Annotated in this window: 10 protein-coding genes; 6 read left to right on the forward strand and 4 right to left on the reverse strand. The window is 60.6% G+C overall.

Annotated elements, in window-relative coordinates; all coding sequences use genetic code 11:
* The first annotated feature begins 210 nt into the window (after nucleotides 1-210).
* The gene (locus CPA56_RS00725; RefSeq protein WP_182040139.1) at nucleotides 211-9,453 is read left to right on the forward strand and encodes an autotransporter-associated beta strand repeat-containing protein; all 9,243 of its coding nucleotides are present in this window, start codon (nucleotides 211-213) and stop codon (nucleotides 9,451-9,453) included.
* 86 nt (nucleotides 9,454-9,539) lie between these two features.
* Here CPA56_RS00725 and CPA56_RS00730 read toward each other — a convergent pair whose 3' ends face one another.
* The gene (locus CPA56_RS00730; RefSeq protein WP_182040140.1) at nucleotides 9,540-10,805 is read right to left on the reverse strand and encodes an MFS transporter; all 1,266 of its coding nucleotides are present in this window, start codon (nucleotides 10,803-10,805) and stop codon (nucleotides 9,540-9,542) included.
* Nucleotides 10,806-11,002: 197 nt separating this feature from the next.
* Between CPA56_RS00730 and hemA the strand changes: the two genes are divergently transcribed.
* A complete protein-coding gene (gene hemA, locus CPA56_RS00735) occupies nucleotides 11,003-12,211 on the forward strand; it encodes a 5-aminolevulinate synthase (protein ID WP_182040141.1) in 1,209 nt (402 codons plus the stop codon).
* Here hemA and CPA56_RS00740 read toward each other — a convergent pair.
* The 3 genes from CPA56_RS00740 to CPA56_RS00750 all read right to left on the reverse strand — a co-directional run bounded on the left by CPA56_RS00740 (nucleotide 12,208) and on the right by CPA56_RS00750 (nucleotide 16,596).
* Nucleotides 12,208-14,055, reverse strand: coding sequence for a ShlB/FhaC/HecB family hemolysin secretion/activation protein (locus tag CPA56_RS00740; RefSeq protein WP_182040142.1), 1,848 nt, complete (start codon nucleotides 14,053-14,055; stop codon nucleotides 12,208-12,210). The two genes, hemA and CPA56_RS00740, sit on opposite strands and share 4 nt — an antisense overlap.
* The gene (locus CPA56_RS00745; RefSeq protein WP_182040143.1) at nucleotides 14,052-14,759 is read right to left on the reverse strand and encodes a hypothetical protein; all 708 of its coding nucleotides are present in this window, start codon (nucleotides 14,757-14,759) and stop codon (nucleotides 14,052-14,054) included. The genes CPA56_RS00740 and CPA56_RS00745 overlap by 4 nt, the downstream gene beginning before the upstream one ends.
* Nucleotides 14,760-14,913: 154 nt before the next feature.
* Nucleotides 14,914-16,596, reverse strand: coding sequence for a Hint domain-containing protein (locus tag CPA56_RS00750; RefSeq protein ID WP_182040144.1), 1,683 nt, complete (start codon nucleotides 16,594-16,596; stop codon nucleotides 14,914-14,916).
* 309 nt (nucleotides 16,597-16,905) lie between these two features.
* Between CPA56_RS00750 and CPA56_RS00755 the strand changes: the two genes are divergently transcribed.
* The 4 genes from CPA56_RS00755 (at nucleotide 16,906) to CPA56_RS00770 (ending at nucleotide 24,787) form a co-directional block, all read left to right on the forward strand.
* Nucleotides 16,906-17,214 carry a hypothetical protein gene (locus CPA56_RS00755; RefSeq protein WP_182040145.1) on the forward strand — a complete coding sequence of 103 codons (309 nt, stop codon included), beginning with the start codon at nucleotides 16,906-16,908 and terminating at the stop codon, nucleotides 17,212-17,214.
* Between the two features lie 33 nt (nucleotides 17,215-17,247).
* Nucleotides 17,248-17,826: a CvpA family protein gene (locus CPA56_RS00760; protein ID WP_182040146.1), complete on the forward strand. Its 579-nt coding sequence runs from the start codon at nucleotides 17,248-17,250 to the stop codon at nucleotides 17,824-17,826.
* Nucleotides 17,827-17,966: 140 nt separating this feature from the next.
* Complete coding sequence (gene purF, locus CPA56_RS00765) at nucleotides 17,967-19,409, forward strand: amidophosphoribosyltransferase (protein ID WP_182040147.1); 1,443 nt, start codon at nucleotides 17,967-17,969, stop codon at nucleotides 19,407-19,409.
* A gap of 1,184 nt (nucleotides 19,410-20,593) precedes the next feature.
* Nucleotides 20,594-24,787 (forward strand): autotransporter outer membrane beta-barrel domain-containing protein, encoded by a 4,194-nt coding sequence (locus CPA56_RS00770; RefSeq protein ID WP_182040148.1) that lies wholly within the window; start codon nucleotides 20,594-20,596, stop codon nucleotides 24,785-24,787.
* The last annotated feature ends 119 nt before the right edge of the window (nucleotides 24,788-24,906 follow it).

Consider the following 24,906-nt stretch of genomic DNA (forward strand, 5'->3'; position numbering starts at 1 on the left):
ACTTTTTAAATAACTCTTTAATAAAAAGAGAGTTCTGTTTTAATAATTTTGAAAGAGTAAAGGATATATAAAAAGAACGACTTTGTTAGTCAATTTTCTGACAAATTTATGTAAAAATTATACCTCATTCAAGACCTATCACAACCCACAATGGGTGGAGGATTCTGTGGTGCCTCCGTCCACAACAGTGTGGATGATAAGGATAGGCCGGTGTTTATTACTGAGCAGAACGGGCATGCCCCGCTACGGTATCTGGCGAGCCACAAGGCAGGGTATCGCCGCTTTGGTTACATGTTGGCTCTGCTCAGCGGAGTGTCCTTGGTTGCTGGTGTGGGCAGCACGGCCCGGGCCGATGACGGGGCTTCCGTCTCCGGGGACATGACGAACACCCAGACACGCAATCTCCCTCAGGGTACGAAAATCGACGGCAACCTGTACCAGCAGGGTGGTGATCTCGGTCTTGATGGCACGACGGTGGCCGGGACCCTGCATCTGGACGGGGGCACAGCCCTTTTCGGTCACAGCGGGGGCGGCCATGGCGGCACGCTGGTGCAGTCCCTGGCTGGCAACGGTGATGTCAGGCTCGACAAGCCTGAGAGTGACCCTAGTGAAACCATGACGCCGTCGCCTAATCCTTCGGCACCCTATCAGGGTGAGCTGGCCATCAGTCAGGGCAAGGGAGAGACCTACAGCGGTTCTCTCAAGGGCACGGGCGTGTTCACCCTGCTGGATGGTGCCCAGACGCTGACGGGACAGAACCAGATCAACGGTACCGTGGACATCCATAACGGCACGCTGACCCTGAAGGACAAGGGTTCCTTCTCCACGGAACCGGGTAGCACGACGGGGCCGCTGGTCGTGGGGCTTGCGCAGGGGGATCAGGGTCATCTGGTCATGGATGGTCCTGACGCCAAGATTCAGCGCATGTCCGTTTTCGTCGGTAATGGCGATTCGAGTTATGGCGGAAAAGGTGGTCCGGTCGGAACGAGTGATGCGACCCTGACGAATGGGGCGCAGATCAACAACCGCACCAACGAAAACATGTATGTCGTTGTTGCCAACGGGCAGCACGGCAGCATGAACGTGGAGAGCGGGTCCCGCGTGGCCTCTGACGAATTTTATGTGGCTGCGTCTCCGTCCCTGACCGGCACCGTGAACGTGAAGGGCAGCAACTCGGCGGTCGAGGCGACCAATGCCCATATCGGTGCGGAAGGCACGGGCACGGTGAATGTCAGTGACGGAGGCAGCCTGCAGGCTACATCCATGACGCTCGGTGAGCAGAAGGGTGAGGGGACTGTCACTGTCGGTGCCAATGGCACGCTGAAGAACGACACCACCACCATCGGTGCGGATGGCAAGGGCACGCTGACGGTCAATGGTGGCCGTTTCGAAAGTGACAAGGCGATCCGCTTCGGAACGTCAAACAGTGACAATGCACACTCTGATGGCACGCTGAACGTGCAGAATGGAGGTGTTCTGGTCGCCGCTGACAACGGGTCTTCCCCGGCCATTTCTGCCGAGAGCGGTGCGAAGGCGGCCATCAACATTGATTCGTCAAAGGTCCAGAACCTTCAGGGGCATGACATGACCAGCACGGTCGCGGCCAACCTGACAGGGTCCAACGAGCTGGATGTTCAGGGACAGAACACCATGTCGTGGAAGGGCGGCGTGTCCGGTAGTGGCGATCTCGTCAAGGTTGGGACGGGGACGCTGGAGCTGGCCGGTGGCGGCACCTACTCAGGTCAGACGGATGTTCAGTCCGGTGTCCTGAATGTCGGTGACGTCACGATGGGTGGTCCGATCCGTAACCGGAAGGATGCCACCTTTACGCAGACGGGCGGAGTGGTGTCCGGTGATCTGGACAACAGCGGTTCGGCTACGGTTAACCGTACCAATGTCACGGGCACGATCACGAACAATGGCGATTTCACATCCCAGAGCAGTCAGCTTGCGGACCTTGAGAACATATCTGGCACGGCCACTCTGAAGAACACACTGGCCCTCAATATCACGACCATGGAAGATGCTGAACTCAACCTCCAGGACTCGGTTGTTCGCGCCTTCCACAACATGGACAGTTTCGTAGACATTGCAAATTCAAAGGTTAACGGTGTTTCGTCACCTGCCGATACAAAGAGTGATGAAGATGTTCTGGCGGGGCGTAGTGGTATATCTCTTTATGCGCTTGCCGATCGGATCGGTGATGCGGATACGATAAGCAACAGGGATGATGCTGGTTCTGGCCAGGTTACTTTTTCCACCAACTCTGGGCGGACGAGGTTCAGGGGCAGCTCCGTAGGTGGTGTGATCAATACTGGGACTCTTCAGCTGCTGCAGAAGTCCACTGGTGGAACGATCATCCAGAATGACGGGAAGCTGTTGATCGATGACTCCACGGTTGCCAAGCTTGAGGCAAATGGCGGCCTGTTTGATATCGGCAACGGTGGGGCGACCGTATGGACGCTGAAGGGTGGTGGTAACGGCCAGCTTGAAGGTACGCTGAACCTGACCAATGCGGCTGACACCTATTCCGGCAGCATGTCTGGCACGGGCGGTCTGACCATCTCCGGTGGCACGGAAACGCTGGCCGGGCAGAATACGTATACGGGCGATACGAACGTTGCCCAGGGTGCGGGACTGGTTCTGACGGGGTCTCTTGCCAGCCCTCTGAACAATAATGGCACGGCTACCGTTGATGGCGGAAAGGTCGGTGGTCTCACCACAAACGTTAGCGAGCTGACCGTCAAGAATGGCGGTGCGCTGGCTGATCTTGCCAATAAATCCGGTGGCACGGCGACGCTGACGGACAGCACGGCGGGTCACGTCATCAACGATGAGGGTGCGACCTTCAGTGCCACGGGCGGGCAGCTGGCCTCCGCCGAGAACAGCGGCACCATGACGCTGGGCAAGGGTAACAGCGTCACGGGTGACGTGACCCAGAAGGCAGGCAGCCTGACGCTTGATGGCAACCAGATTGATGGCATCCTGACGGCCGAGGGTGGGCAGCTCACCGTTGCCCAGGGCGGTTCGAAGGCCGGCTCTCTGGCCGGTTCCTCCAGTGCCCAGTTGGACGGGTCTCTGGAACTGACCAAGGCCTCCACCTCATATGACGGTGTGCTGGGCGGCCAGGGCGGCCTGACAGTTTCTGGTGGCACGCAGACCCTGACGGGAAACAATACCTACACCGGTGATACGAACGTCACGAAGGATGGCGGTCTGGTCTTGAAGGGATCGCTCGTCGGTGCGCTGAACAATGACGGCCGGTCCGACATTGATGGCGGCAGGCTGGCGGCTCCCACCACGAACAGGGGCACGCTGACCGCCGAGAAGGGCACGCTGGCTGATCTCGCCAACAGGGCTGGCACGGCGACGCTGACGGACAGCACGGCAGGCCATGTCATCAACGAGGACGGGGCAACCTTCAGTGTCACGGGCGGGCAGCTGGCTTCCGCCGAGAACAGCGGCACCATGACGCTGGGCAAGGACAACAGCGTCACCGGTGACGTGACCCAGAAGGCAGGCAGCCTGACGCTTGATGGCAACCAGATCGATGGCAAGCTGGCCGCCGATGGTGGGCAGTTCACGGTCGCCGAGGCCGGGTCCAGGGTCGGTACGCTGTCCGGTTCTGGCAATGGCCAGCTTGACGGCCAGTTTGACCTGACCAATGCGGCTGACACCTATTCCGGCGTCTTGTCCGGCAAGGGTGGCCTGACGGTCTCTGCCGGTCATGAAAGCCTGACGGGTGCCAGCACATATACGGGTGACACCAATGTTGCCCAGAAGGCTGGCCTGACCCTGAACGGTGCGGTTGGTGGTGCTCTGAACAATGACGGCACGACCGACGTCGATGGTGGCCGGGTTGCGGGCCTGACCACGAACAGCGGCACGCTGACCGCCGGGAAGGCCACGCTGGCTGATGTCGTCAACAAGGCTGGCACGGCCACGCTGGCAGACAGCACGGCAGGCCATGTCACCAATGCTGACGGGGCGACCTTCAGTGCCACGGGCGGTCAGCTGGCCTCTGCCGAGAACAGCGGCACCATGACGCTGGGCAAGGACAACAGCGTCACCGGCGACGTGATCCAGAAGGCAGGCAGCCTGACGCTGGATCATGACGAGATCGGTGGCATCCTGACAGCCGAAGGTGGGCAGCTCACCGTTGCCCAGGGCGGTTCGAAGGCCGGCTCTCTGGCCGGTTCCTCCAGTGCCCAGTTGGACGGGTCTCTGGAACTGACCAAGGCCTCCACCTCATATGATGGTGTGCTGGGCGGCCAGGGCGGCCTGACAGTTTCTGGTGGCACGCAGACCCTGACGGGAAACAATACCTACACCGGTGATACGAACGTCACGAAGGATGGCGGTCTGGTCTTGAAGGGATCGCTCGTCGGTGCGCTGAACAATGACGGCCGGTCCGACATTGATGGCGGCAGGCTGGCGGCTCCCACCACGAACAGGGGCACGCTGACCGCCGAGAAGGGCACGCTGGCTGATCTCGCCAACAGGGCTGGCACGGCGACGCTGACGGACAGCACGGCAGGCCATGTCATCAACGAGGACGGGGCAACCTTCAGTGTCACGGGCGGGCAGCTGGCTTCCGCCGAGAACAGCGGCACCATGACGCTGGGCAAGGACAACAGCGTCACCGGTGACGTGACCCAGAAGGCAGGCAGCCTGACGCTTGATGGCAACCAGATCGATGGCAAGCTGGCCGCCGATGGTGGGCAGTTCACGGTCGCCGAGGCCGGGTCCAGGGTCGGTACGCTGTCCGGTTCTGGCAATGGCCAGCTTGACGGCCAGTTTGACCTGACCAATGCGGCTGACACCTATTCCGGCGTCCTGTCCGGCAAGGGTGGCCTGACGGTCTCTGCCGGTCATGAAAGCCTGACGGGTGCCAGCACATATACGGGTGACACCAATGTTGCCCAGAAGGCTGGCCTGACCCTGAACGGTGCGGTTGGTGGTGCGCTGAACAATGACGGCACGACCGACGTTGATGGTGGCCGGGTTGCTGGCCTGACCACGAACAGGGGCACGCTGAATGCCGAGAAGGCCACGCTGGCTGATGTCGTCAACAAGGCTGGCACGGCCACGCTGGCAGACAGCACGGCAGGCCATGTCACCAATGCTGACGGGGCGACCTTCAGTGCCACGGGCGGTCAGCTGGCCTCCGCCGAGAACAGCGGCATCATGACGCTGGGCAAGGACAACAGCGTCACGGGTGACGTGATCCAGAAGGCAGGCAGCCTGACGCTTGATGGCAACAGGGTTGACGGCACGCTGGCGGCTGGTGGCGGAACGTTCACCGTCACGGGCAATGGCTCCACGGTCGGCTCTCTGGCTGGTATCGGGAGTGCCCTGCTGAACCGTGATGGTGACGAAGCGGACCAGGCTGATGGGACTGCCAACGGTACGCTGAATGGCACGCTGCACCTGACCAATGCTCGTGACACCTATGCAGGCAACCTGTCCGGGACTGGTGGGCTGACGGTGTCCGGTGGTCATGAAGTTCTGACGGGCACGAACAGCTATGCTGGTCCGACCCTCGTGCAGAACGATGCCCGTCTGGATGTGAATGGTGACAATGGTGCCGCCACGGGTGCCACCTCCGTCGTGGACAGTGCCACCTTGCGTGGCAAGGGCACGATCGGTGGGGACGTGACCATCGGTTCCGGGGCCACGCTGGCACCGGGCACGGATGAGGCACCGGGTCGTCTCCAGATCAACGGCAACCTGAATCTGGACAACGGGTCCCGTCAGGTCTTCCGTCTTGGCCAGACCAACACGGAAGGCGGTGCCTACAACGACTTCGTGGACGTGAAGGGCAGCCTTCAGCTCGGTGGCACGCTCTCCATCCAGCCGGTCGAGGGGGCTCCGAATGTCAGCAACTCTGCGCTGATGTCGGGTCTGTACCGCTTGTACAGCTATGGCGGCACCCTTTCCGGTTCACAGCAGCAGCTTCAGCTGCCAGGCCAGAATGTGGATGGTCTGTCCATCCAGACCTCCATCGACCATCAGGTCAACTTGACGGTGCCCAGCCCGACGGTTCCTCCCACCCACACCGATCATCCTGATGCCAACTTCAACTTCTGGGATGGCAATGCCAGCTCCCATCGTGGCACTGACGATGCTGGCAATGGCAAGATCGACGGTGGCGATGGTGTCTGGAGTGCCGCAAGCCCGAATGGTACGCCCAACTGGGCCGAGAGCGACGGCAAGACCAATGGTCAGTGGCAGTCCGGCAACATGGCCATCTTTGCGGCTTCCGCCGGTACGGTCCGTGTTGATGACAGGGACGGTCAGGCTCCTGTCTCCTTCTCCGGGGCACAGTTCGCCAACATTGATGGCAAGCAGTATCTCGTGACCGGCGACAGGCTCGAGGCTTCCACGGGTGACACGGTCATCCGCGTGGGTGATGGTACGTCCGAAGGGAAGAACATCACAGCCGAGATCGCATCCGTCATCGATGGCAGCCATGTTGACGGCGGAACGGCCCTGCACAAGGCAGACCTTGGTACGCTCATCCTCAGCTCCGACAATGACTTTGCCAGGCCGACCCGTATTGATGCCGGTACCCTCCAGCTCGGCAATGGCGGCACGACCGGGTCCGTCGGGTCTCAGGAGATCATCAACAACGGCACGCTGGCGGTCGATCACAGCAACGACATCACGCTGGCCCAGCCCATTTCCGGCACGGGTTCGCTCGTCCAGAAAGGCTCTGGCACGACCACGCTCAGTGGTGACAACACATATGCAGGTGACACGAAGGTTGATGATGGCCGCCTGAACATCACGGGCACTATCGCTGGCAACCTGAACAACAATGCCACAACGGACGTCAATGGTGGCAGGGTTGGTGGCACGACGACCAATACCGGTACCCTGACCGCTGAGAACGGTACGCTGGCTCATCTGGACAACAGTGGCAAAGCGACCCTGACGGGTGGTCAGCTGGCTTCCGCCACGAACAGCGGTGCCATGACGCTGGGTCAGGGCAACACCGTCACGGGTGACGTCACCCAGAACGGCGGCACGCTCTCCCTTGATGGGAACAAGGTTGACGGAACGCTGGCAGCCAATGGTGGCCAGTTTGATGTCACCGGCAATGGTTCCACGGTCGGCTCCCTCACGGGGGCAGGCAATGGCGTGCTGGATGGCACGCTGAGCCTGACCAACGCCCATGACACCTATGCGGGCAGCCTCTCCGGCACGGGTGGCCTGACACTCGCCAGCGGTCAGGAAACGCTGACGAACCAGTCCCATATTGGCGGTCCCGTGGCCGTGAATGAAGGGACGCTGGCCCTCGCCGGTTCGGCCGCACAGCTGGCCACGGATGGTGGCATGACGGTTGGCTCCAAAGGCCCGTCGGAGGTCACGCTTTCTGATGGAGCCGGACTGCACAGCAGCAGCCCGATCGTTTTCGCCAAGGCGGAGACCATGCCGGCTGACGGCCTCAATGCCACCATCAACGTGCTCAACGGCAGTACGCTGGCGGCGGGTGATGCCAATGGCCGGCCCGGCCTGGATGCGGAAGATGGTGCTAGAGCCAGACTGGTTCTGGACGGCGGTACCCTTCAGAACCAGAAGGGGTCTGACCTGACGGGCAATGTTGACACGTCCATCGGTTCGAAGGGTGCAACGTTCGACGTGCAGGACCAGAACCACCTGACGCTGGCCAGCAACGTCGCCCTGACGGACGGCAACGCCAGTGGCGAGAAGGCCGGTGGCCTGACGAAGACGGGTACGGGTACCTTCACCTTTGAGGGTGACGGTTCCGGCTTCAGCGGTCCGACGGACATTCAGTCCGGCGAAATGATCGTGGATGGCAACCTGTCCCGCTCCGACGTGACGGTGCAGCGTGGTGCCGGACTGGCCGGTAACGGGTATGTCGGGACCACGGTCGTGTCCGATGGTGCTGCGCTGGGTGGTGGCAATGAGGCCCGCATCGGTGGCCTTCATGTCAACGGCGACCTGACGATGGCCAAGGGCTCCGTCCTGTTCATCCGTGGGGACAACGAGGCGACCGGGCAGAAGCTGGCCGAGCCGGATGGCTTCTCCTACAGCGAGCTGAAGTCCGACCGTGTGCTGGTATCCGGCAAGGCCACCCTCCAGGGCGGTACGCTGGACCTTCAGGTGAAGAACCCGATGGCCCTGTCCTACGGCCAGGCCTACCGTGTGCTGACGGCCAATGCTGGCGTGAATGGTCACTATGATGACCTGAAGACCAACATCGGTCAGGACTATGCCTACCTTGATCCCCGTCTGGTCTATCAGGACAATGACGTGGATGTGGTGCTGCGCCGTTCGATCTATGGCTATGACCATGTCGGACAGACCCGTAACGAGGTGACGGCCGGAGAGGGGCTGAACCGCATCGGTGACGGCACGCAGCTGGCCCAGGCCATGACGGTCCTGACGAAGGATCAGGCCCGCCGTGCGCTGGACAACCTCTCCGGTGAGCTTCATGCCTCCATCCGGACGGGGCTGATCCAGGACAGCTTCTACATCCGCAATGCGGCCCTGAACCGCCTGGCGGCCGCCGACTGTGACTATGGCCATAACGGGCAGAGCTTCTTCGACCTGAAGACGCATAAGAAGAATGGCACCTGCTATTCCGACCATGCGATCATGTGGGGGCAGGCCTATGGTGGCATGGGCTTCAACAGCGGGGATGGCAACGCGGCCCTGATGCACCACAACACGGCGGGCTTCGTCATGGGTGTGGATGCGCCGATCAGCCGCAGCAACTGGCGTGTCGGTGGGCTGATCTCCTACGGTCACTCCCAGTTCAACATCCAGCGGGGACGTTCATCCTCGGCCAACAGCAACAATGTCAGCATCGGTGCCTATGCCGGGACCCACTGGGGCCGCCTGAACCTCCGTCTTGGGGCGATCTACAGCTGGAACGTCATCAACACGCACCGTCACATTGCCGTGGGTGACTATGGCGGGCGTCTGAGCAGCAGCTATCTGGGCGGCACGGCCCAGGGCTTCGGGGAGCTTGGCTACAAGTTCCGTGGGGCGCACAGCATGTTCGAGCCGTTCATGAACGTGGCCTATGTGAACATGGAGAGCGACAGCTACCGCGAGCATGGCAATGAGGCGGCCCTGCACAGCCATGGCACGGACACGGGCGTGACCTTCTCGAGTTTCGGCTTCCGTACGGCGACGACGCTGAGCATCGGCAAGGCGGTCTTCATGCCGCACCTGACGGCCGCTTACCGTCATGCCTTCGGGCGTATGGGGTCCCGTCAGCATGAGGCCTTCTCCATGACGGGTGGTGCCAGCGACATGGATGTGGCCGGCGTGCTGCTTTCCAGCAATGCGGCGGTCGTGCAGGCCGGTGTGACGGCGCATGTGAGCGACCGTGTTGATCTGGACCTGTCCTATATCGGGCAGTATGGCAACCAGTCCACCGAGAGTGGCGGGACGGGGTCCGTCAAGGTCCGTTTCTGACGGACGGAGACGGGGTCTTCCTCTGGAAGTGCTGTGGGGGTGGGGCGAAAGCTCCACCCCCTTTTTTCATGGATGGCCGGACCGCTTCAGAAGTCCTGCACGTCCTTCGGGCGGAAGAGCGTGATGCCGATGCTGATGAAGGTGCCGGAAAGGACGCACACCGTGGCAGCCACGGGCAGGCCACCGGCCATCAGCGGAGCGAGGGAGGGTACGAGCCGCCCGGCCACGCCCTGTCCCAGGGAGCCGACCGCATAGCTGGTGCCCATGCCTGCGCTGCGGCCTGCATCGGGGAAGCGTTGGGACAGATAGTGGGGCACCAGCGCATAGACACCCGAAGCGGCGGCCCCGATGAAGAAGGCGGAGGCCAGCAGGATCACCCACGGCCCGGCACTGAGGAACGGGACGATCAGCAGCATGACCCCGACCAGGGCCACCCTCATGACCAGACCTTCCCCGAAGCGGGTGGCCAGTGCCCCGCAGAGGATCTTCCCGGTGAGTGAACCGAGGCAGTAGAGGGACACCGGCCAGAAGATGAGCTGGGGGCTGAGGTGATGGCTGTCCCGCAGGATGGTGGGATAGAACGTGTAGAGGGCGGCCTTCTGGAATTCCAGAAAGCACATGAAGGCCACGGCCTGGAAGGCGGCCCCGTTCCAGAACTGCCGGACGGTCTGCCAGAAGGAGGCTGCCGGTTCTGATGGGGCCTGACCGTTCCTTTTCTTCTTTTCCTCCTGAGCGGCAAGCCAGATGGGGCTTTCCTTGACCCTCAGGCGGACGAAGATGATGAGCAGGGCTGGCAGCAGACCGATGAAGAACATCATCCGCCAGCCATGATGGGGCAGGATGAGGGCCTGTGCCCCGGCAGCCGCCATGTAGCCGACCTCGTATCCGGCCATCATGGTGGCCGAGGCCAGAGGCCGCAGCGGGCCGGGCACGCTTTCCATCAGCAGGGTGGCAGAGGCCGTCCATTCTCCGCCGAAACCGATCCCGAACAGGAACTGGATGATGACCAGCGTGGTGATGCTGTGGGTCGTCCCTGTCAGGGCGGCAAAGAGGGCGAAGAAGAGGATGCCGAGCGTGAAGGCGGGCTTGCGGCCGAAACGGTCGGAGAGCCATCCCCAGCCCGTGTTGCCCACGGCACGCCCCAGGGCCTGCGCCAGAAAGACGCTGCCAAGGGCGGCCAGCGTGCAGCCGAAATCCCTGGCGATGTCGGGCAGGGTGAACATCAGGGCGGTCTGGTCGAAAGCGTCGAGAAACCAGCCACTGAAGGCGGCAAGGGTGACCTGCCAGTAAGGCAGCAGGGCACCGAATCCGGGCCGGTCGCCCGGAGAGGAAGAAGAAGCGGAAACAGGCAAGACAGGCCTCCGGCAAGAAACGCTCCCCGTCCGGGAGAGCAGTGGGGTTACCAGCTATAAAGGAGAGACTGAAAAAACTGTAGCCAGACAGTCCTCTTTGAAACATCCTGTAATCATGTTTTCGTTTATAACAGTGTTTAAGCCTTGCTTTCTGGGGGGCGGGTCATAAATTGATGACCCTGAGGAGAGCAATGTCTATGAATTATGATACCCTGTTCCAGAATGCGCTGGACGGCCTCCGGGCTGATGGCAGCTACCGTTATTTTGCGGAGCTGGAGCGTCACGCCGGCAAGTTCCCCAGGGCCTTCCATCATGGCGTCGGGCGGGATGTGACCGTCTGGTGCTCCAATGACTATCTGGGCATGGGACAGCACCCTGACGTGCTGGCCGCCATCCATAAATCTCTGGATGAAAGCGGTGCCGGTGCGGGGGGGACACGGAACATCTCCGGGACGAACCATTATCATGTTGCGCTGGAGAAGGAGCTTGCCTCCCTGCATGGCAAGGAGAGTGCCCTGCTCTTCAATTCCGGCTATCTTTCCAACTGGGTGACGCTGGGCACGCTGGCGGCACGGCTCAAGGGCTGTGTCGTGCTGTCCGACGAACTCAATCATGCCTCCATGATCGAGGGCATCCGCCATTCCCGTGCGGAGAAGCGCATCTTCAGGCATAATGATCTTGAAGACCTTGAAGCCAGGCTGAAGGAGCTGCCTCTGGACACGCCGAAGATCATCGCCTTCGAGTCCGTCTATTCCATGAATGGCGACATTGCTCCGATTGAAGAGATATGCGATCTGGCCGACCGCTATAATGCCATGACCTATCTGGACGAGGTCCATGCCGTGGGCATGTACGGCCCGCAGGGTGGCGGCGTGGCGCAGGAGCGTGGTCTGGAACACCGGCTGACCGTCATCGAGGGGACGCTGGGCAAGGCCTATGGCGTGGTGGGGGGCTATATCGCAGCCTCTGCCGCCCTGTGTGATTTCGTGCGCTCTTTCGGTTCGGGTTTCATTTTTTCCACGTCCCTGCCGCCGATGATTGCGGCGGGCGTGCTGGCAAGCGTCAGGCACCTGCGTCACAGCGATGCCGAGCGCAGGGGACAGCGGGAGGCCGTGGCCCTGCTGCGGAAGAAGCTGGAAGAGGTGAAAATCCCCTACATGACCGGCCAGTCGCACATCACGCCGGTCATGGTGGGAGATGCCACCCTCTGCCGTGAGCTGACGGACAGCCTGCTGAGGCGGTTCGGCCATTATCTCCAGCCCATCAACTATCCGACCGTTCCCCGTGGCACGGAGCGTCTGCGCCTGACCCCGGGGCCGCTTCATACGGAGGAAGACCTGGACTCCTTGATCAGGGCACTGGACACGCTCTGGACGGAACTGAACCTGCCCCGCTCGGAGGGTTAAAAACCTCCGACGATCTGGAAGTCGCAGAATGTCCCGCGGCGGTTCGCCAGTTCCGTCGTGTGGATGCGGCGCAGGCGGATTCCGGCATCGAAGGTGATGTTGACATGCTGGTTCAGGCTGCCGGTGAGGTCGGCTCCCACGCTGGCAAGGGTGGCCGCCCGTGCGCCCGTGCCTACATGGTGGACCTGCCGGTTGTCCGCCCAGTCCCAGAAGATGCCGAGCTTGTTGCTGTCCGGCTGTCCCGGTGTGGGCAGGTGCGCCAGTTTGAGCAGCGAGAGGGCGGGGGTGAAGATTTCCTCACTGACGGCGTTGCCGTTGCTGCCGAAGGACGTGTTGGCAAAATAGCCACGGGCATTGCCCATGCCGCCGATCATGAGCTGCTCGCTGTAGAGCAGGTTCTTGCTGGCCTGCTGGAAGGTCAGTTTCGTGGTGGAGGAAAAGCCGTAGGGCAGGTTCTGTGTCCGGGTGAGCATCAGCCGGTCATAGACATAATCGGGGCTGGAGAGCGGGAAGATGCTCTCATAGGCCCGTCGTGAATCATTCTTCATCAGGCCGCCGGGGCCGTAGAAAAACTGGTTGTTGATCTGCGTCTGTCCCCACGGGTCCTGGATGGAGCCGGTATAGCCCACGACAAACTGGGCCGTGTCCGCTTTGGAGAGCGTGATGGTGCGGGCATGGTAGAACTGGTCGGAATGGGTGTTTTTCCAGTCGAAACCGAGCTGTATCATGCCGTCCAGTCCGGCATCCCGGCCAAGGGCAATATGGTCGAACATGTGCAGCCAGCGCAGGGACACCTGCCCGCTGAGGCCCCGGTTGATGAGGCCCGGCGTGTTGCTGGTCGGGTGGGAGAGGGCATAGTTGCCGAAAATCTGCAACGCATTGTGGCCGAAGAGTGGGATGGTCCAGCTGCCCGTATGGTTGTCGAACCGGTTCATGAAAGTACGGTTGAACTGGTAGGTCAGTATCTGCCCCAGCCCGAAGGCATTGCCCCATGAGGCTCCTGTATACCAGTTGAGCCGACCCAGTGAGCGGTCTGCCTGATTGTTCATGGCGGCATAGCCATAGACGGGAAAGCGGTCCGTCACATTGATGTCCACGTCCGTGCTGCCGGGATGGCTGCCGGGGCGGTAGATGAGGTCCGCCGTGCGGAAGGGATTGAGGTTCAGCCAGTCCAGGTCCGTCTGGAGGGCCGTCAGGGCCATGGTCTGGTTGGGGGTGAGGTTGCTGGCCTGCCGGACCTGCCAGGCAGGCGTCCAGCGGTTGCCATGTACGGTGATGCGTTCCAGCCGGTATTCCGAGACATCAATATGTAGCACGCCCTCATGCACGCGCTGGGGTGGTACGGTGATGCTGATGAAGGCCCGGTCATGCTGGCGGAAGAAGATGGCGATGGCTCCCGTCAGCTCGTGCATCTTCTGGAAGGTCAGGGGATGCCCGACATAGGGGAGGATGACCCTGTAGAGGGACGGAGAATGGCTCAGCTTCAGTCCTTCGGAGGAGATGGGCTGCTGGGCCGTCCTGTTGCCCCGCACCCCGACCGGTTGCAGGACGACGGCTTCCAGTCTGGGCAGGGCGATCGTGTTTTCCAGATGAGGCGACGGATTGGGACCGGCAGGCCCCTGCGGCAGGGCGGTCTGGTCCGGTCCGGTGACAGGGACTGGTGGCCCGCCCGCCATGTGATGGCTGGGGAATCCCAGAGGTTCAGGCATGGACATGACCGGCACGCCCGCAGGAGTGGAGGCGGGCGGAATCCCTTCCGCCAGCATCCGGTCCGGCAGAAGAAGGGCTGTCAGCAGGGTGAGGCGGGTAAGGCGGGCTGTAAGGCGTGTGGCGGACATGCTCATGGGGCGGCGGAACCGGGCAGGGCACTGTTCCGCAGCTCCACGTCACCGTCAGGCAGTGGCCGGGCGACGTTGACGGGGACTTCGTGGGACCGGTTTCCGGCAAGGGTGAAGGCGTTGCCATCGGCACTGGCCAGACTGGCGGCGGCATCCAGCGTGAGGGCACGGTCTCCCGGATGGGTGCGTGAGCAGGGTTCCGGCAGGATGTACAGCCCTGTGGGGCCGAAAGAGGCGTTCAGGGTGGCCCGTCGTGTCTTGGGGGCGTGCAGGCCGGTCGCAGTGAGGTCCGGCTGTTCGCTCACGCCAATGGTGACGGTCTCGAACCCCCTGCCGCGGCGCAAGGTGCCGAAGCGGTAATGGGGATGGGGCGAGCCCTTGGCGGGAGCGGTGGGGAGGCGGCTTCCCGTTCCGGGTGTCTGGCAGCCGCCGGGCGATACCAGCAGCCCGTTGGGAGCGGTGACGGTCCCGTCAGCAGCGACGTGATAGAGGTCGCCCGTGATGCTGGTCTGTTTCTTTATGGGAGAATGGGAGTTGCCCACCACGCTGTCGAGCATCGTGTTGGCGGTCGTGGCACTTCGGGCACCGGGCGAGTAGCCGGCAACGGGTACATCCTGCCCCAGGGCGGGACGCATGGGAAACAGACATGACAGGCAGGAGACGGCGGCTAGCAGAAACCCTGCTAGGAAGCCTGTGGATGGCGCATCCATGAATCATGATCCCCTGTTGTGGAAGACGATGGAAGTCGCTCACGGACGGGGGACGTATAAAGTATTTTTTAAGGAGGGAAAAGAATTTCCACCGAAAGCGACCGTCGGTCCTTTCCCGGAAGGTGCGGGAAGGGACCGGCCGGAAGGGCCTGCCTTATGGCGTGGCGGTCTTTCTGGGAAGGGCGATGGTGGAGGTGGCTGTCTGCGCCCTGTCGAGATAGGGGCCTTCGGCAACCAGCTGTATGGCCAGCATGTCCCGCTCATGGATGGCAGGCACGTCTTCAAGCGACAGGAAGGCATTGCCATTCGTCCAGCGGCAGGGGCTGTTCTCCACGACATCCCAGCCGGAAGCCTGTCGGTCTGTCAGATGATGGGTCAGGCGGTGTGTCTGGCTGCCCTGATAGAGCTCCATCGTGCCGATGAGCACGCCGAGGCTGCGCCGGTCATCCACATAGACGCCGACCGTGTCGCACGGGCGGCTCGTGCGGGACCGGAGATAAAGGGAGCGGACACCTTCCGGCAGAAGGAAGATGGCCTGGTCCCGCACCCGGCGGATGGGGTAGAGCACGTCCCCCGTGTCGGTCACCAGATGGAAGTCTGAATCCGATGTCAGGGCGACGGGCGGTACCTGCCGGGCGAAGCCCAGGGCACGGGCCCGGCTGTCCAGCATCTCATGGAGAGGCTGGACGAAGGAAACATCCACCGCCAGGGGAGCGCAGGCATCCTTTTCCCAGCTCTTGGACGGGGGAAAGGCCACGACATTGCCCTGCTGGAGGAACTGCATGTCCCGGAAGTGGCGGCGGCTGCTGCCGGAACTGAGATAGCTCTCCGTGACGGTGCCGTTGGCCTGGACGATGCTGTGCTCCGCCGTCTCGAAATGGTAGTAATCATAGGAAAGACGCTGACGGTCATAGAAGATGGACCGGTGGTTCACAAGCATCCGTACCGGCACGAAGTGACCGTCAAGATAGAGCGTGTGCTCGGATGTCAGATACAGGTCGGCATCCGGGCAGTTGTCCCCCAGCGCACCCTTGCTGATGCAGACGGCATAACCGGCCCGGTCGTCCGGGAGGTCGGTCTGGACCTCGACATGACCACGCCCCACCCATGTCACCGGTTCCAGCGTCTGGCTTCCGGCAGGGCCTGTCAGGACGAGGTCACCGACGGCGAGGGTCTCGACGGCCCTGGGGCCTGTCTCCGTGGCGATCATGGAGCCGGGCAGGAAGCAGGCGATCTCGATGGCAGGCGGGTTGGTGTCAAAGTTCCACGTGGCGGTGCTGAGCGTGACGGGAGACCCCGGAGTTGCCGGATTCCCTTGATCGACGGAAGCACTGCCCGTATGGGGCAGGAGCTGGAGATAGACGGCATACCGCCCTGTGTCCACCGCCTTGGTCAGGGCAGCAAGTGCAGCATAGTCGGGAGGAGTCAGGATGCCATCCTGCGTGTCGATGCCGGTCACCTTGGTGAGCTGGAACTCCCCGATGGTGGCAGGTGTGGGGTGAGGGACGTATTTGTAGGAGAACTCTCCGACATAGGATGCCGATACCTCAACCGTCGTGTATGTGTCGGGGATCTGCATCAGGATCGTGATCGTGTCGCCTGCCTGGCTGACGTTTGTTCCACTGGGTATTGACAGGTTGTAGACAGGCTGGCTCTGGCTGATCTGGGTATTGGCGTTGAGCGTGGTCGGTCTGTAGGAGACCTGCCCGTCAGGGTCCGGTGCGGAGGGAATGATCGGCGGACCGAACCAGAAACCGGGGGAACCGGCATCGTTGTACCCCCCTGAGTTAAGGGCCTGATTGGAATAGTCCTGCTGGTTGTCCCATGTGAGAGTCATGATTCTTCCCTGAGTTGCAGGCCATGAGGCCCACCTGCCGATAACTGTATGAAGTGTAGGTGATGCTAACGGGGCTTATGTGGTATTTTTGTGTTATTTTTCAGGAAGGTTTATGAACGGGTCGCAATCCCGTGAACAGGATTTTCATTTTTACTTTCCGTAAATAATCATGCTGTTGGAACTGGAGAAAAATCCGGCCGGATGATGGTCTTCATGCGTGTTATTTGTTGCGTCGGGCTAGGATAACGGACCCGCGTACCTTATTCTCTTCTATAGCAGGGAGGCGGGACGGACATGATTGGGGCCAGTATGACACGATCCGCAAGATATGGGCCTGCCGCAGGCGACTTCAGGGCGAAGGACGGGCAGGAATGCAAGGTGCTGGCCGAGCAGGCCACGGACTGCCTTCTGGACTATCTGTATGACGAGCCGAAGGCACTGGCCGAGGACAGTGCCGTCTTCCTGCTGGAGATACGGAAGATATGGCAGCAGCACGGTGTTGATGAAGGTGCCGTCTGGCGGGAGCTGAGCGAACGGATTGACCTTTCGGCCGATCTGCTGAAACGTGGCATCCGGGCCCGCAAGGGAGGGCGTTACCGGTCCACGAAACTGCCCTGACGGTGACGGGGTGGTCAGACATCAAAGGATTTCATGGCGGGGAGTGACGCAGCGGCGATGACGGGCCTGCACGGAACATTTCTGGAACATCTGGGACCGATGGACTGGGGGATACTGATCCTCGTCGGTCTTTCATCCCTCTGGGGGCTGGTGCGGGGCCTGTCGCGGGAGAGCGGTGCGCTGCTTGTCTGGGTGGGCAGCTTCTGGCTGACCGGCCGGTGGGGCGGGGTGATCCTGTCCCACTTTGCGCCGATGGCTCCGTCCTCCCTCCAGGGGACGCCCGTTTTCATCTGGGGCGGGCGTCTGGTGCTGTTCGTTCTGGTCATGATCATCCTGAACCTGGTGACCACCCAGCTGGCCCGTGGCGTGCGGGGGGTGCTGTCCGGTCCGCTGGATGCCCTGCTGGGGGCGGGCTTCGGACTGGTGCGGGGCTATGTCGTGCTCGTCCTGCTGTTCTGCGCCGGCAGCTATCTTGCGCAGGACTGGCTGGAAGCCGCCATGAAGGGAAGCGTCCTTGCTCCTGCCGTCGTGCGTGGGGTGGCTTTTTTGCAGGGATATATACCGGTTTCATGGTCGGAACATCTTGCCTTTCTGCCATCGAATAGCCATTGAAGGGGGGTCGCAGGCATCACCCTGACGGACAGGCGGCCCCCCGGCGGGGCAATGGCCGGTTTTTTCAAGGGGTTGGCTGCCTGTGCCGCTGTGCCACTTAGATATGAGCGGGATTCGCCCGTCAGGTTTGCTCCATCGATATGTCTTTTCCTGAATCGTCCAGTCGTCCCTATGAGGAATGTGGTGTTTTTGGTGTCTGGGGTGTGCCGAATGCGGCAGCACTGACGGCCCTCGGCCTGCATGCCCTCCAGCATCGCGGTCAGGAGGCGGCCGGCATCGTCAGTTTTGATGGCGAGGTCTTCCACCAGCACAAGGCCCTCGGTCTGGTGGGCGACGTGTTCGGCAATCAGGATGTCATTGCGGGTCTGCCGGGTGAGGCAGCCATCGGGCACAACCGTTATGGCACGACCGGCGGCACCCATGTGCGCAATGTCCAGCCCATCTATGCCGACTATGCGTTTGGCGGGCTGGCGGTGGCACATAATGGCAACCTGACCAATGCGGCAACCCTGCGCAAGGCACTGGTGCAGCGGGGCTGCATTTTCCATTCCACGATGGATACGGAGGTCATCGTCCATCTGATTGCGATTTCACTGTATGACACGGTGATCGAGCGGCTGATGGATGCGGCGAAGAAGATCAAGGGGGCCTATTCGCTCATCACCCTGACGCCGGACAACGGAATGCTGGGGATGCGGGACCCGCTGGGCGTGCGGCCGCTGGTTCTGGGCCGCATGCCCGGTCATGACAGGGAGAAGGGTGGCTGGGTCCTGGCCAGCGAGACCTGTGCGCTGGACATCATCGGTGCCGAATATGTGCGTGACATCGAGCCGGGCGAGATCGTCGTCATCAATTCCGAGGGTGTGAAGTCGCTTTGGCCCTTCGGTGATGTCGGGCGGCGTTTCTGCATTTTCGAATACATCTATTTTGCCCGGCCGGACTCCGTGCTGGAGGGGCAGTCCGTCTATGAGGTACGGACCCGTATCGGCAGCGAGCTGGCCCGGGAAAGCGGCGTGGAGGCTGACGTGGTCGTGCCGGTGCCAGATTCCGGCGTACCTTCTGCAATCGGCTATGCGCATGAGAGCGGCCTGCCCTATGAGATGGGCATAGTGCGGAATCATTATGTTGGCCGGACCTTCATCCAGCCGACCGACCAGATACGTAATCTGGGCGTGAAGATGAAGCACTCAGCCAACAAGGCGGTGCTGGAAGGTCGCCGGGTCATTCTGGTGGATGATTCCATCGTGCGTGGCACGACCTCCCGCAAGATCGTGGACATGGTCCGGGCCGCCGGTGCGAAGGAGGTGCACATGCGCATCACTTCCCCCCCGACCAGGCATCCCTGCTTTTATGGGATTGATACGCCTTCCGAGAAGCATCTTCTGGCGGCCCGTCATTCGCTGGAAGAGATGTGCAGGGCCATCAATGCGGACAGTCTTGCCTTCATCAGTTTTGATGGCCTCTACCGCGCCCTTGGTCACCAAGGTCGCCCGGTGGAGAACCATACGAACTGTGACGCCTGTTTCTCCGGTGATTATCCCATCACTCTGGTGGACAAGGATGGCAGGCTGATCCAGCAGTAAGCTGCTGGCACGCTCTGTTGATCTGTCAGGAGGCCCGCATGGCATGTTCATGCGGGCCTTTTTGTATGTGATGGAAAAGTCACAGTCTTGTGCTGAATTAACAATATGTAAGGAAATGGTTCTCATGAAATAGAATGGGCAGTCAAATCTGCTTATACATGGAGAAGTTTTTCTGATTCTGTGGAGTGTGAGCAGTGCCTGGACATGATTTTTTTTCTTATCGGGGGCTGTGCAGCTCAACGGGACTGTCTTCATCTTGTTGTGGACAGAAGGGTGGGCGAGGCCGCCTGAAATATATTGGCCTGTCTGCCAGTGCTCTTGCCCTGATCATTGGCTCTGCCAGTATTGCAAGGGCTGATGATGCCCCGGCAATGGATATCATTACACAGGCAGACGGCCAGAGTGGTGCCGTGACCATTTCAGTCCCGACGGGACAGACCAATATATTGGGCTCGGCCAATAACACTTATGATGGCCTCTCGAAGAATGATTACGACAAATTATCGAAATCTGGTTTGTTGAGTGAGGCTAATGATAGCTATCATGGAAATTATTCTGTAATAAGTGCAAAATCATTGAATATCATAGGAGGGGGAATATTAGAAACTGGAAATAGAAGTATTGAATTTTCAAAAAAAACTTTAGATCAGATCAATATCATTGATGGTACGCTGCATCATTTTGATAATGGGACAGCACCTTCTGCATTTCTAGAGGATGGCATAGATGTTTCCCGGGGCGTGTATGGCCCCGAACAGCGTAATATGAACATGAACATATCAGAAGGAGGAACCCTCATTATAGAGACCTGGACTAAATCCGTATATAATAACGTTAGACAGCTCAATGGTTCTGGCCATGTGGAAGTGCTTAACTCTGTCAAAGATGATCCGGATGAAGGGGCTCAGTTCGCCATATATGGTTCGGGCAGTCATTTTTCCGGTACAATAGAGGGACAGGGGAAAATTGATATATCGCAGGAGTTTCCTGTAAATACGATACTTGATGATGATGCGATAGATTTGCCGACATGGAGTGAGGTGCATGTCAATACGGCATTTTCTGATTTTGATCATGCCACGATAAAGAATATTGGACTGTTGGAGATTTCTTCCTCAGGTTTGAAAAGTGTATTGGCAGTAGATCCGGTATCGGGGATGGTTTTGCCGCCTCCCCCAAGGGAAATGGGGAAAATTTTCTTTCACAATGGTGCTAGAGTAGACGTTGGTGAGCTTCTGATTGCTTCGGGTACGGATAGTGCCTCTAATCCCAACGGTTCTGATCCAGGTGATCCGCCTACTGCCAGTGATGCTACTGTTGTCGTGCGGGATAGCGGAAGCGTACTGAAGGCAGCCCAGCTTGTGATAGGGCAGCAGTTGGGAACAGGGCTGAGGGGGACGGATGGAACCATCTATAATACTGTACCGGGTGTTTCACACGGAATTTTGTGGATATCCGATGGAGCCTCAGCCACCATTTCAGGTGGTGGCATAAATGGTGGAATTTATCTGGGAAATTCCGCTGGTAACGGCCCTGATGATCGGACCAATGATACGAATACCAATCCGTATCTTGCTGAAGGTGAGGCTCATGGTGTCATTCATGTCACCGGGGATCAGGTCGGGTATGATGCGTCCGGCAATTTCGTCAATCCGGGTACGGTGGGTCAGTCTGCCCAGTTGAATGTCCAGAATGGTGGCCTCTGGATCGGCCCGGTTGATGGCGGGAAAGGGTCTGGCGACATCATCGTTGATCATGGTGGTCAGCTGAATCTGGACAATTCCTTTGCCGTTCTGGGGGGCCAGAATGGTGCAGGCAACATCGCCATCAATCAGGGTGGTACGGCCACGGTGATGGGCATGAAGCCGCTCGGTCTCGTTCCGGAAAATCAGGGGCCAACTTTCAACACGCAGCGGCAGGGTGCCTTTACGGTCTCGGATGGTGGTAGCCTGAACATCGGTACGGCCACGAGTGCCGGTATCCTGAAGCTGTATGGCGATCTGAATCTTGCCAGAGGAAGCACGACAACCTTCTATGAAGGGACGACTTCAGATAAAGGGAACAAGGGTGATGCCTATAATTCTCATGCCGAGGTCAATGGTAATGTAACGCTGGGTGGGAACATTCAGATTGCAGGCATCACCGGGCAGAACAGGGGCCAGAACGGTGCCGTTGATGCGGGTATCTACCATCTGATTGATTATACGGGCACGTTGTCCGGGCAGCAGCAGGCCACGCTGGTGCCAACCAGGGCCGGGCAGATGCTCAGCTATGTTCATGATGATGCGACAAAAACCGTTGATGTCATGGTGGCCCAGGCGGTGTCGAGCGGAACAGGAACGGGCACGACAGGGAGCAGCACGGATGCCAGTACTGCCGGGATGGGCACGGGGCACGAGGTTACGACCAGTACGGCAGCTGGCAACAATGCCGGGGCTGACGAAGGCACCGCCAGCGTTGGTGCGAATCATGACGCCACGACCGGCGGCGCAGGAGGCGGGGTGACCGGAGGTCAGCAGGTCATCCCAGCCAGTTTCGTCGGGCAGGGAGGTACGGTTGCGCTTGAAGGGAGCAGCTCACAGCCCACCCGGGCTTCCACCATCAGTTTCGGATCTGATGGCTATGCGCTGACCGGTGGTGCGTTGGCAGCAGCTCCGACCGGCAATGGCCAGAACATGCTGGGCGTGAATGCCGAGGCAGGGCGTAGTGGCACGATTGCCACGTCCATCGTGGATGATGGTCCGTCCAGGACAGGCCTGATGAAAACGGGGACTGGAACCGTCACGCTGGCGGGCCGGAACAGTTATGGCGGTGCCACAGGTGTACTGGCCGGCACGCTGGCCGTGGCCCGGAATGCGGTGATCTCCGACAGGAGCCAGGTCTCCGTGGCGTGGGGGGCTGCGCTGGACGTGGCCGGGCAGGTTGGCCGCATCGTGAACAACGGTACGCTTTCCGTGACCGGTCAGACGGGGGACGTGTCCAACAGCAGTGGTCAGGCCACCATTTCCAGTACGGGGCAGGTGGCCTCCATGACCAATACGGGCACGGTGCAGCTGAGCGGTCAGGGCAGGGTGACAGGAACGCTGGACCAGCAGTCCGGTATGGTCACGCTGGCGGACAGTGCCAGCATCGGCACGCTGAAGAGTAATGGCTCGCAGGAGCTGGACCAGACTGCCGGACTGGACCGGACGGATGGCCGGATGAGTGCCAGCCGTCAGGCCTATGTGGAGGCGCAGCTTGCCAGAACGACGGACCCGCAGGCCCGGTCCCTGCTGCTGGCGGTGCATGACAGCATGACGGGAAATTCTGGAGCCGTATTGGATGATCTGAAGGGAACGGGAAATCTTTTCGTCGTTGCTGACAATGCGAAGGCCGGGATCGGCACCCTGACGGGCTATGGCACGGGGTATCTCGGGAACGGTTCGACCCTGACCCTGACAGGGAGCAACACCTCTTATGGTGACGCCCTGTTCGGTCAGGGCGGGCTGATCGTTCAGGGTCAGAATGTCGTCTTCAGGGGGACGAACTATTATTCTGGCGGCACGGAGATTGCCCGGGGGGCTGATGTCACGGCTGGGACACAGTCTCTGGGTACGAACGGCATTGCCGTGGACGGTACGCTGACGGTCGAGGAGAATGGCACGGAAAGTCTCGACAATTCCCTGAGTGGTTCCGGAACCTTCAACAAGACCGGAACGGGCCTCCTGACGCTGGTCCAGTCTGCTGATGACAGTCATTTTGACGGCACGACGAACGTGCGTCAGGGCGGGCTGGCCGTGAACGGCACGCTTGGTGGTGCCACGAACGTGGCTGCCGGGGCCATGATCTCCGGCAGCGGGACGGTCCACAACCTGTCCCTGGACCCGAACGCCTCCCTTGGCGTGACGCTGGATGGCGGTAAGGGAGCGGCCACCTCGCTGACCCTGGCAGGTACCCAGAACCACCTGAACGGGGCACAGGTTGCGGCCACGGTCAGCAACCTGTCCAGCATGGCCGTGCAGCAGCATTACAGGACGACCATCCTGAAACTGGCCGATGCGGCCCAGGCCACCGGTACGCTGGGTGAGAAGGCCCGGATGTCCAGCAGTGACGAGGGGTCGGTATCCCCCCTGAACACGGCTTTCCTGAGCGGTACGGTGTCGGAAGCACAGGATGGCCGTAGCTGGATCATGGATTATGTGCGTGTGGCGAATTTCAGTGCCTATGCGCAGGACCGTAACGAGCGGCAGGTTGCCGGCAGTCTGGACCGGGCCGGAACATCGGCAGGCTTCATGGATGCCCTGGCCGGGTCCGCCATGCAGACGGGCGGGCAGGTCCGTGGGGCCTATAATGCCCTATCGGGTGAGATCAATGCCAGTGCCAAGACGGCGATGGTCAATGACAGTTTCTATGTTCAGGAAACCGTGGTGGACCGTCTGGACTGTGCAGGGGATGCGCTGCGTGCCCATGCTCATGATGGCAGGGAGCAGACGAGCGGTTACTGCGATGTGGACCCGACCCGTCACGTCTCCGTCTGGGGGACGGTCTATGGGCAGAAGGGTGGCCAGTCCGGTGGAGCTGCCGGTGCGGCACATATGGGCCAGTCCAGCGTGGGCTGGATCATGGGGGCTGACACGGGGCTGAAAGGTGGCTGGCGTCTTGGCGGGCTTCTGGCCTATGGGCGTGACTGGTTCAGCGTTCAGTCAGGCCGTGGTTCTTCGGCCCATGCCAATTCCGCCACCATCGGTGCCTATGTGGGCAATGCGTGGCGTGTCGGTGGGCTGACGGACAATGCGGCCATCACCTTCAAGGGAGGCCTCAGCTATTCCTGGAACATGCTGCATACGAACCGTCGTGTCACCTATGGGGATTATGCGGGTCGTCTGTCCTCCAACAACCGGACCGGCACGGGGCAGGCCTTTGCCGAGACAGGGTATCGCATGGTTTTTGCCAGTGAGAGCCGTCTCCCGCTTGAGGTCGAGCCTTTTGCCCGGATGACCTACCTGAACTATGACCAGACCGGCTTCCATGAGCATGGAGCTGAGACGGCTCTTGCCGTGAAGGGACGCAACAGTTCCATCGGGTTCTCTACGGTCGGGGTCAAGCTGGCCACGAGCGTGAATATTGGCAGGGTGATCTTCTCGCCTCATCTGGAGGCCGGATATCGTCGGGCCTTCGGGCGGACGAACGCCTCCGTGCGGGAAGGGTTCTCCACGCTGGGTGATGGGTATGGCATGAGCGTGCAGGGGACACCGCTTTCTGTCAGCACGGCGCAGATCAACACGGGCTTTGCGGCACATCTGACGGACCGGATCGACGTGAATGTCGATTATGTCGGTCAGTATGGCGGGCATCAGACCAGCTCTGGCGGGTCCGGTAACTTCCGTTACAAATTCTGAACAGGAGGGAGGCCGCTCAGGAAGCGGCCTTCATCTGATGGACTGAGGAGAAAGCCCGCATGGATCGTCCATGCGGGCTTTTTCTGTAGAGACCGAGGAGATGAGTGTCCCTGCATTGT

This window comes from Bombella mellum (assembly GCF_014048465.1).
GTDB classification, from domain to species: domain Bacteria; phylum Pseudomonadota; class Alphaproteobacteria; order Acetobacterales; family Acetobacteraceae; genus Bombella; species Bombella mellum.

Coding starts and splice junctions, on each gene's coding strand:
- hemA (WP_182040141.1), top strand. CDS start 11,003: ATGAATTATGATACCCTGTTCCAGAATGCGCTGGACGGCCTCCGGGCT.
- CPA56_RS00740 (WP_182040142.1), bottom strand. CDS start 14,055: ATGAGCATGTCCGCCACACGCCTTACAGCCCGCCTTACCCGCCTCACC.
- CPA56_RS00745 (WP_182040143.1), bottom strand. CDS start 14,759: ATGGATGCGCCATCCACAGGCTTCCTAGCAGGGTTTCTGCTAGCCGCC.
- CPA56_RS00750 (WP_182040144.1), bottom strand. CDS start 16,596: ATGACTCTCACATGGGACAACCAGCAGGACTATTCCAATCAGGCCCTT.
- CPA56_RS00755 (WP_182040145.1), top strand. CDS start 16,906: ATGACACGATCCGCAAGATATGGGCCTGCCGCAGGCGACTTCAGGGCG.
- CPA56_RS00760 (WP_182040146.1), top strand. CDS start 17,248: ATGGCGGGGAGTGACGCAGCGGCGATGACGGGCCTGCACGGAACATTT.
- purF (WP_182040147.1), top strand. CDS start 17,967: ATGTCTTTTCCTGAATCGTCCAGTCGTCCCTATGAGGAATGTGGTGTT.
- CPA56_RS00770 (WP_182040148.1), top strand. CDS start 20,594: ATGGGGAAAATTTTCTTTCACAATGGTGCTAGAGTAGACGTTGGTGAG.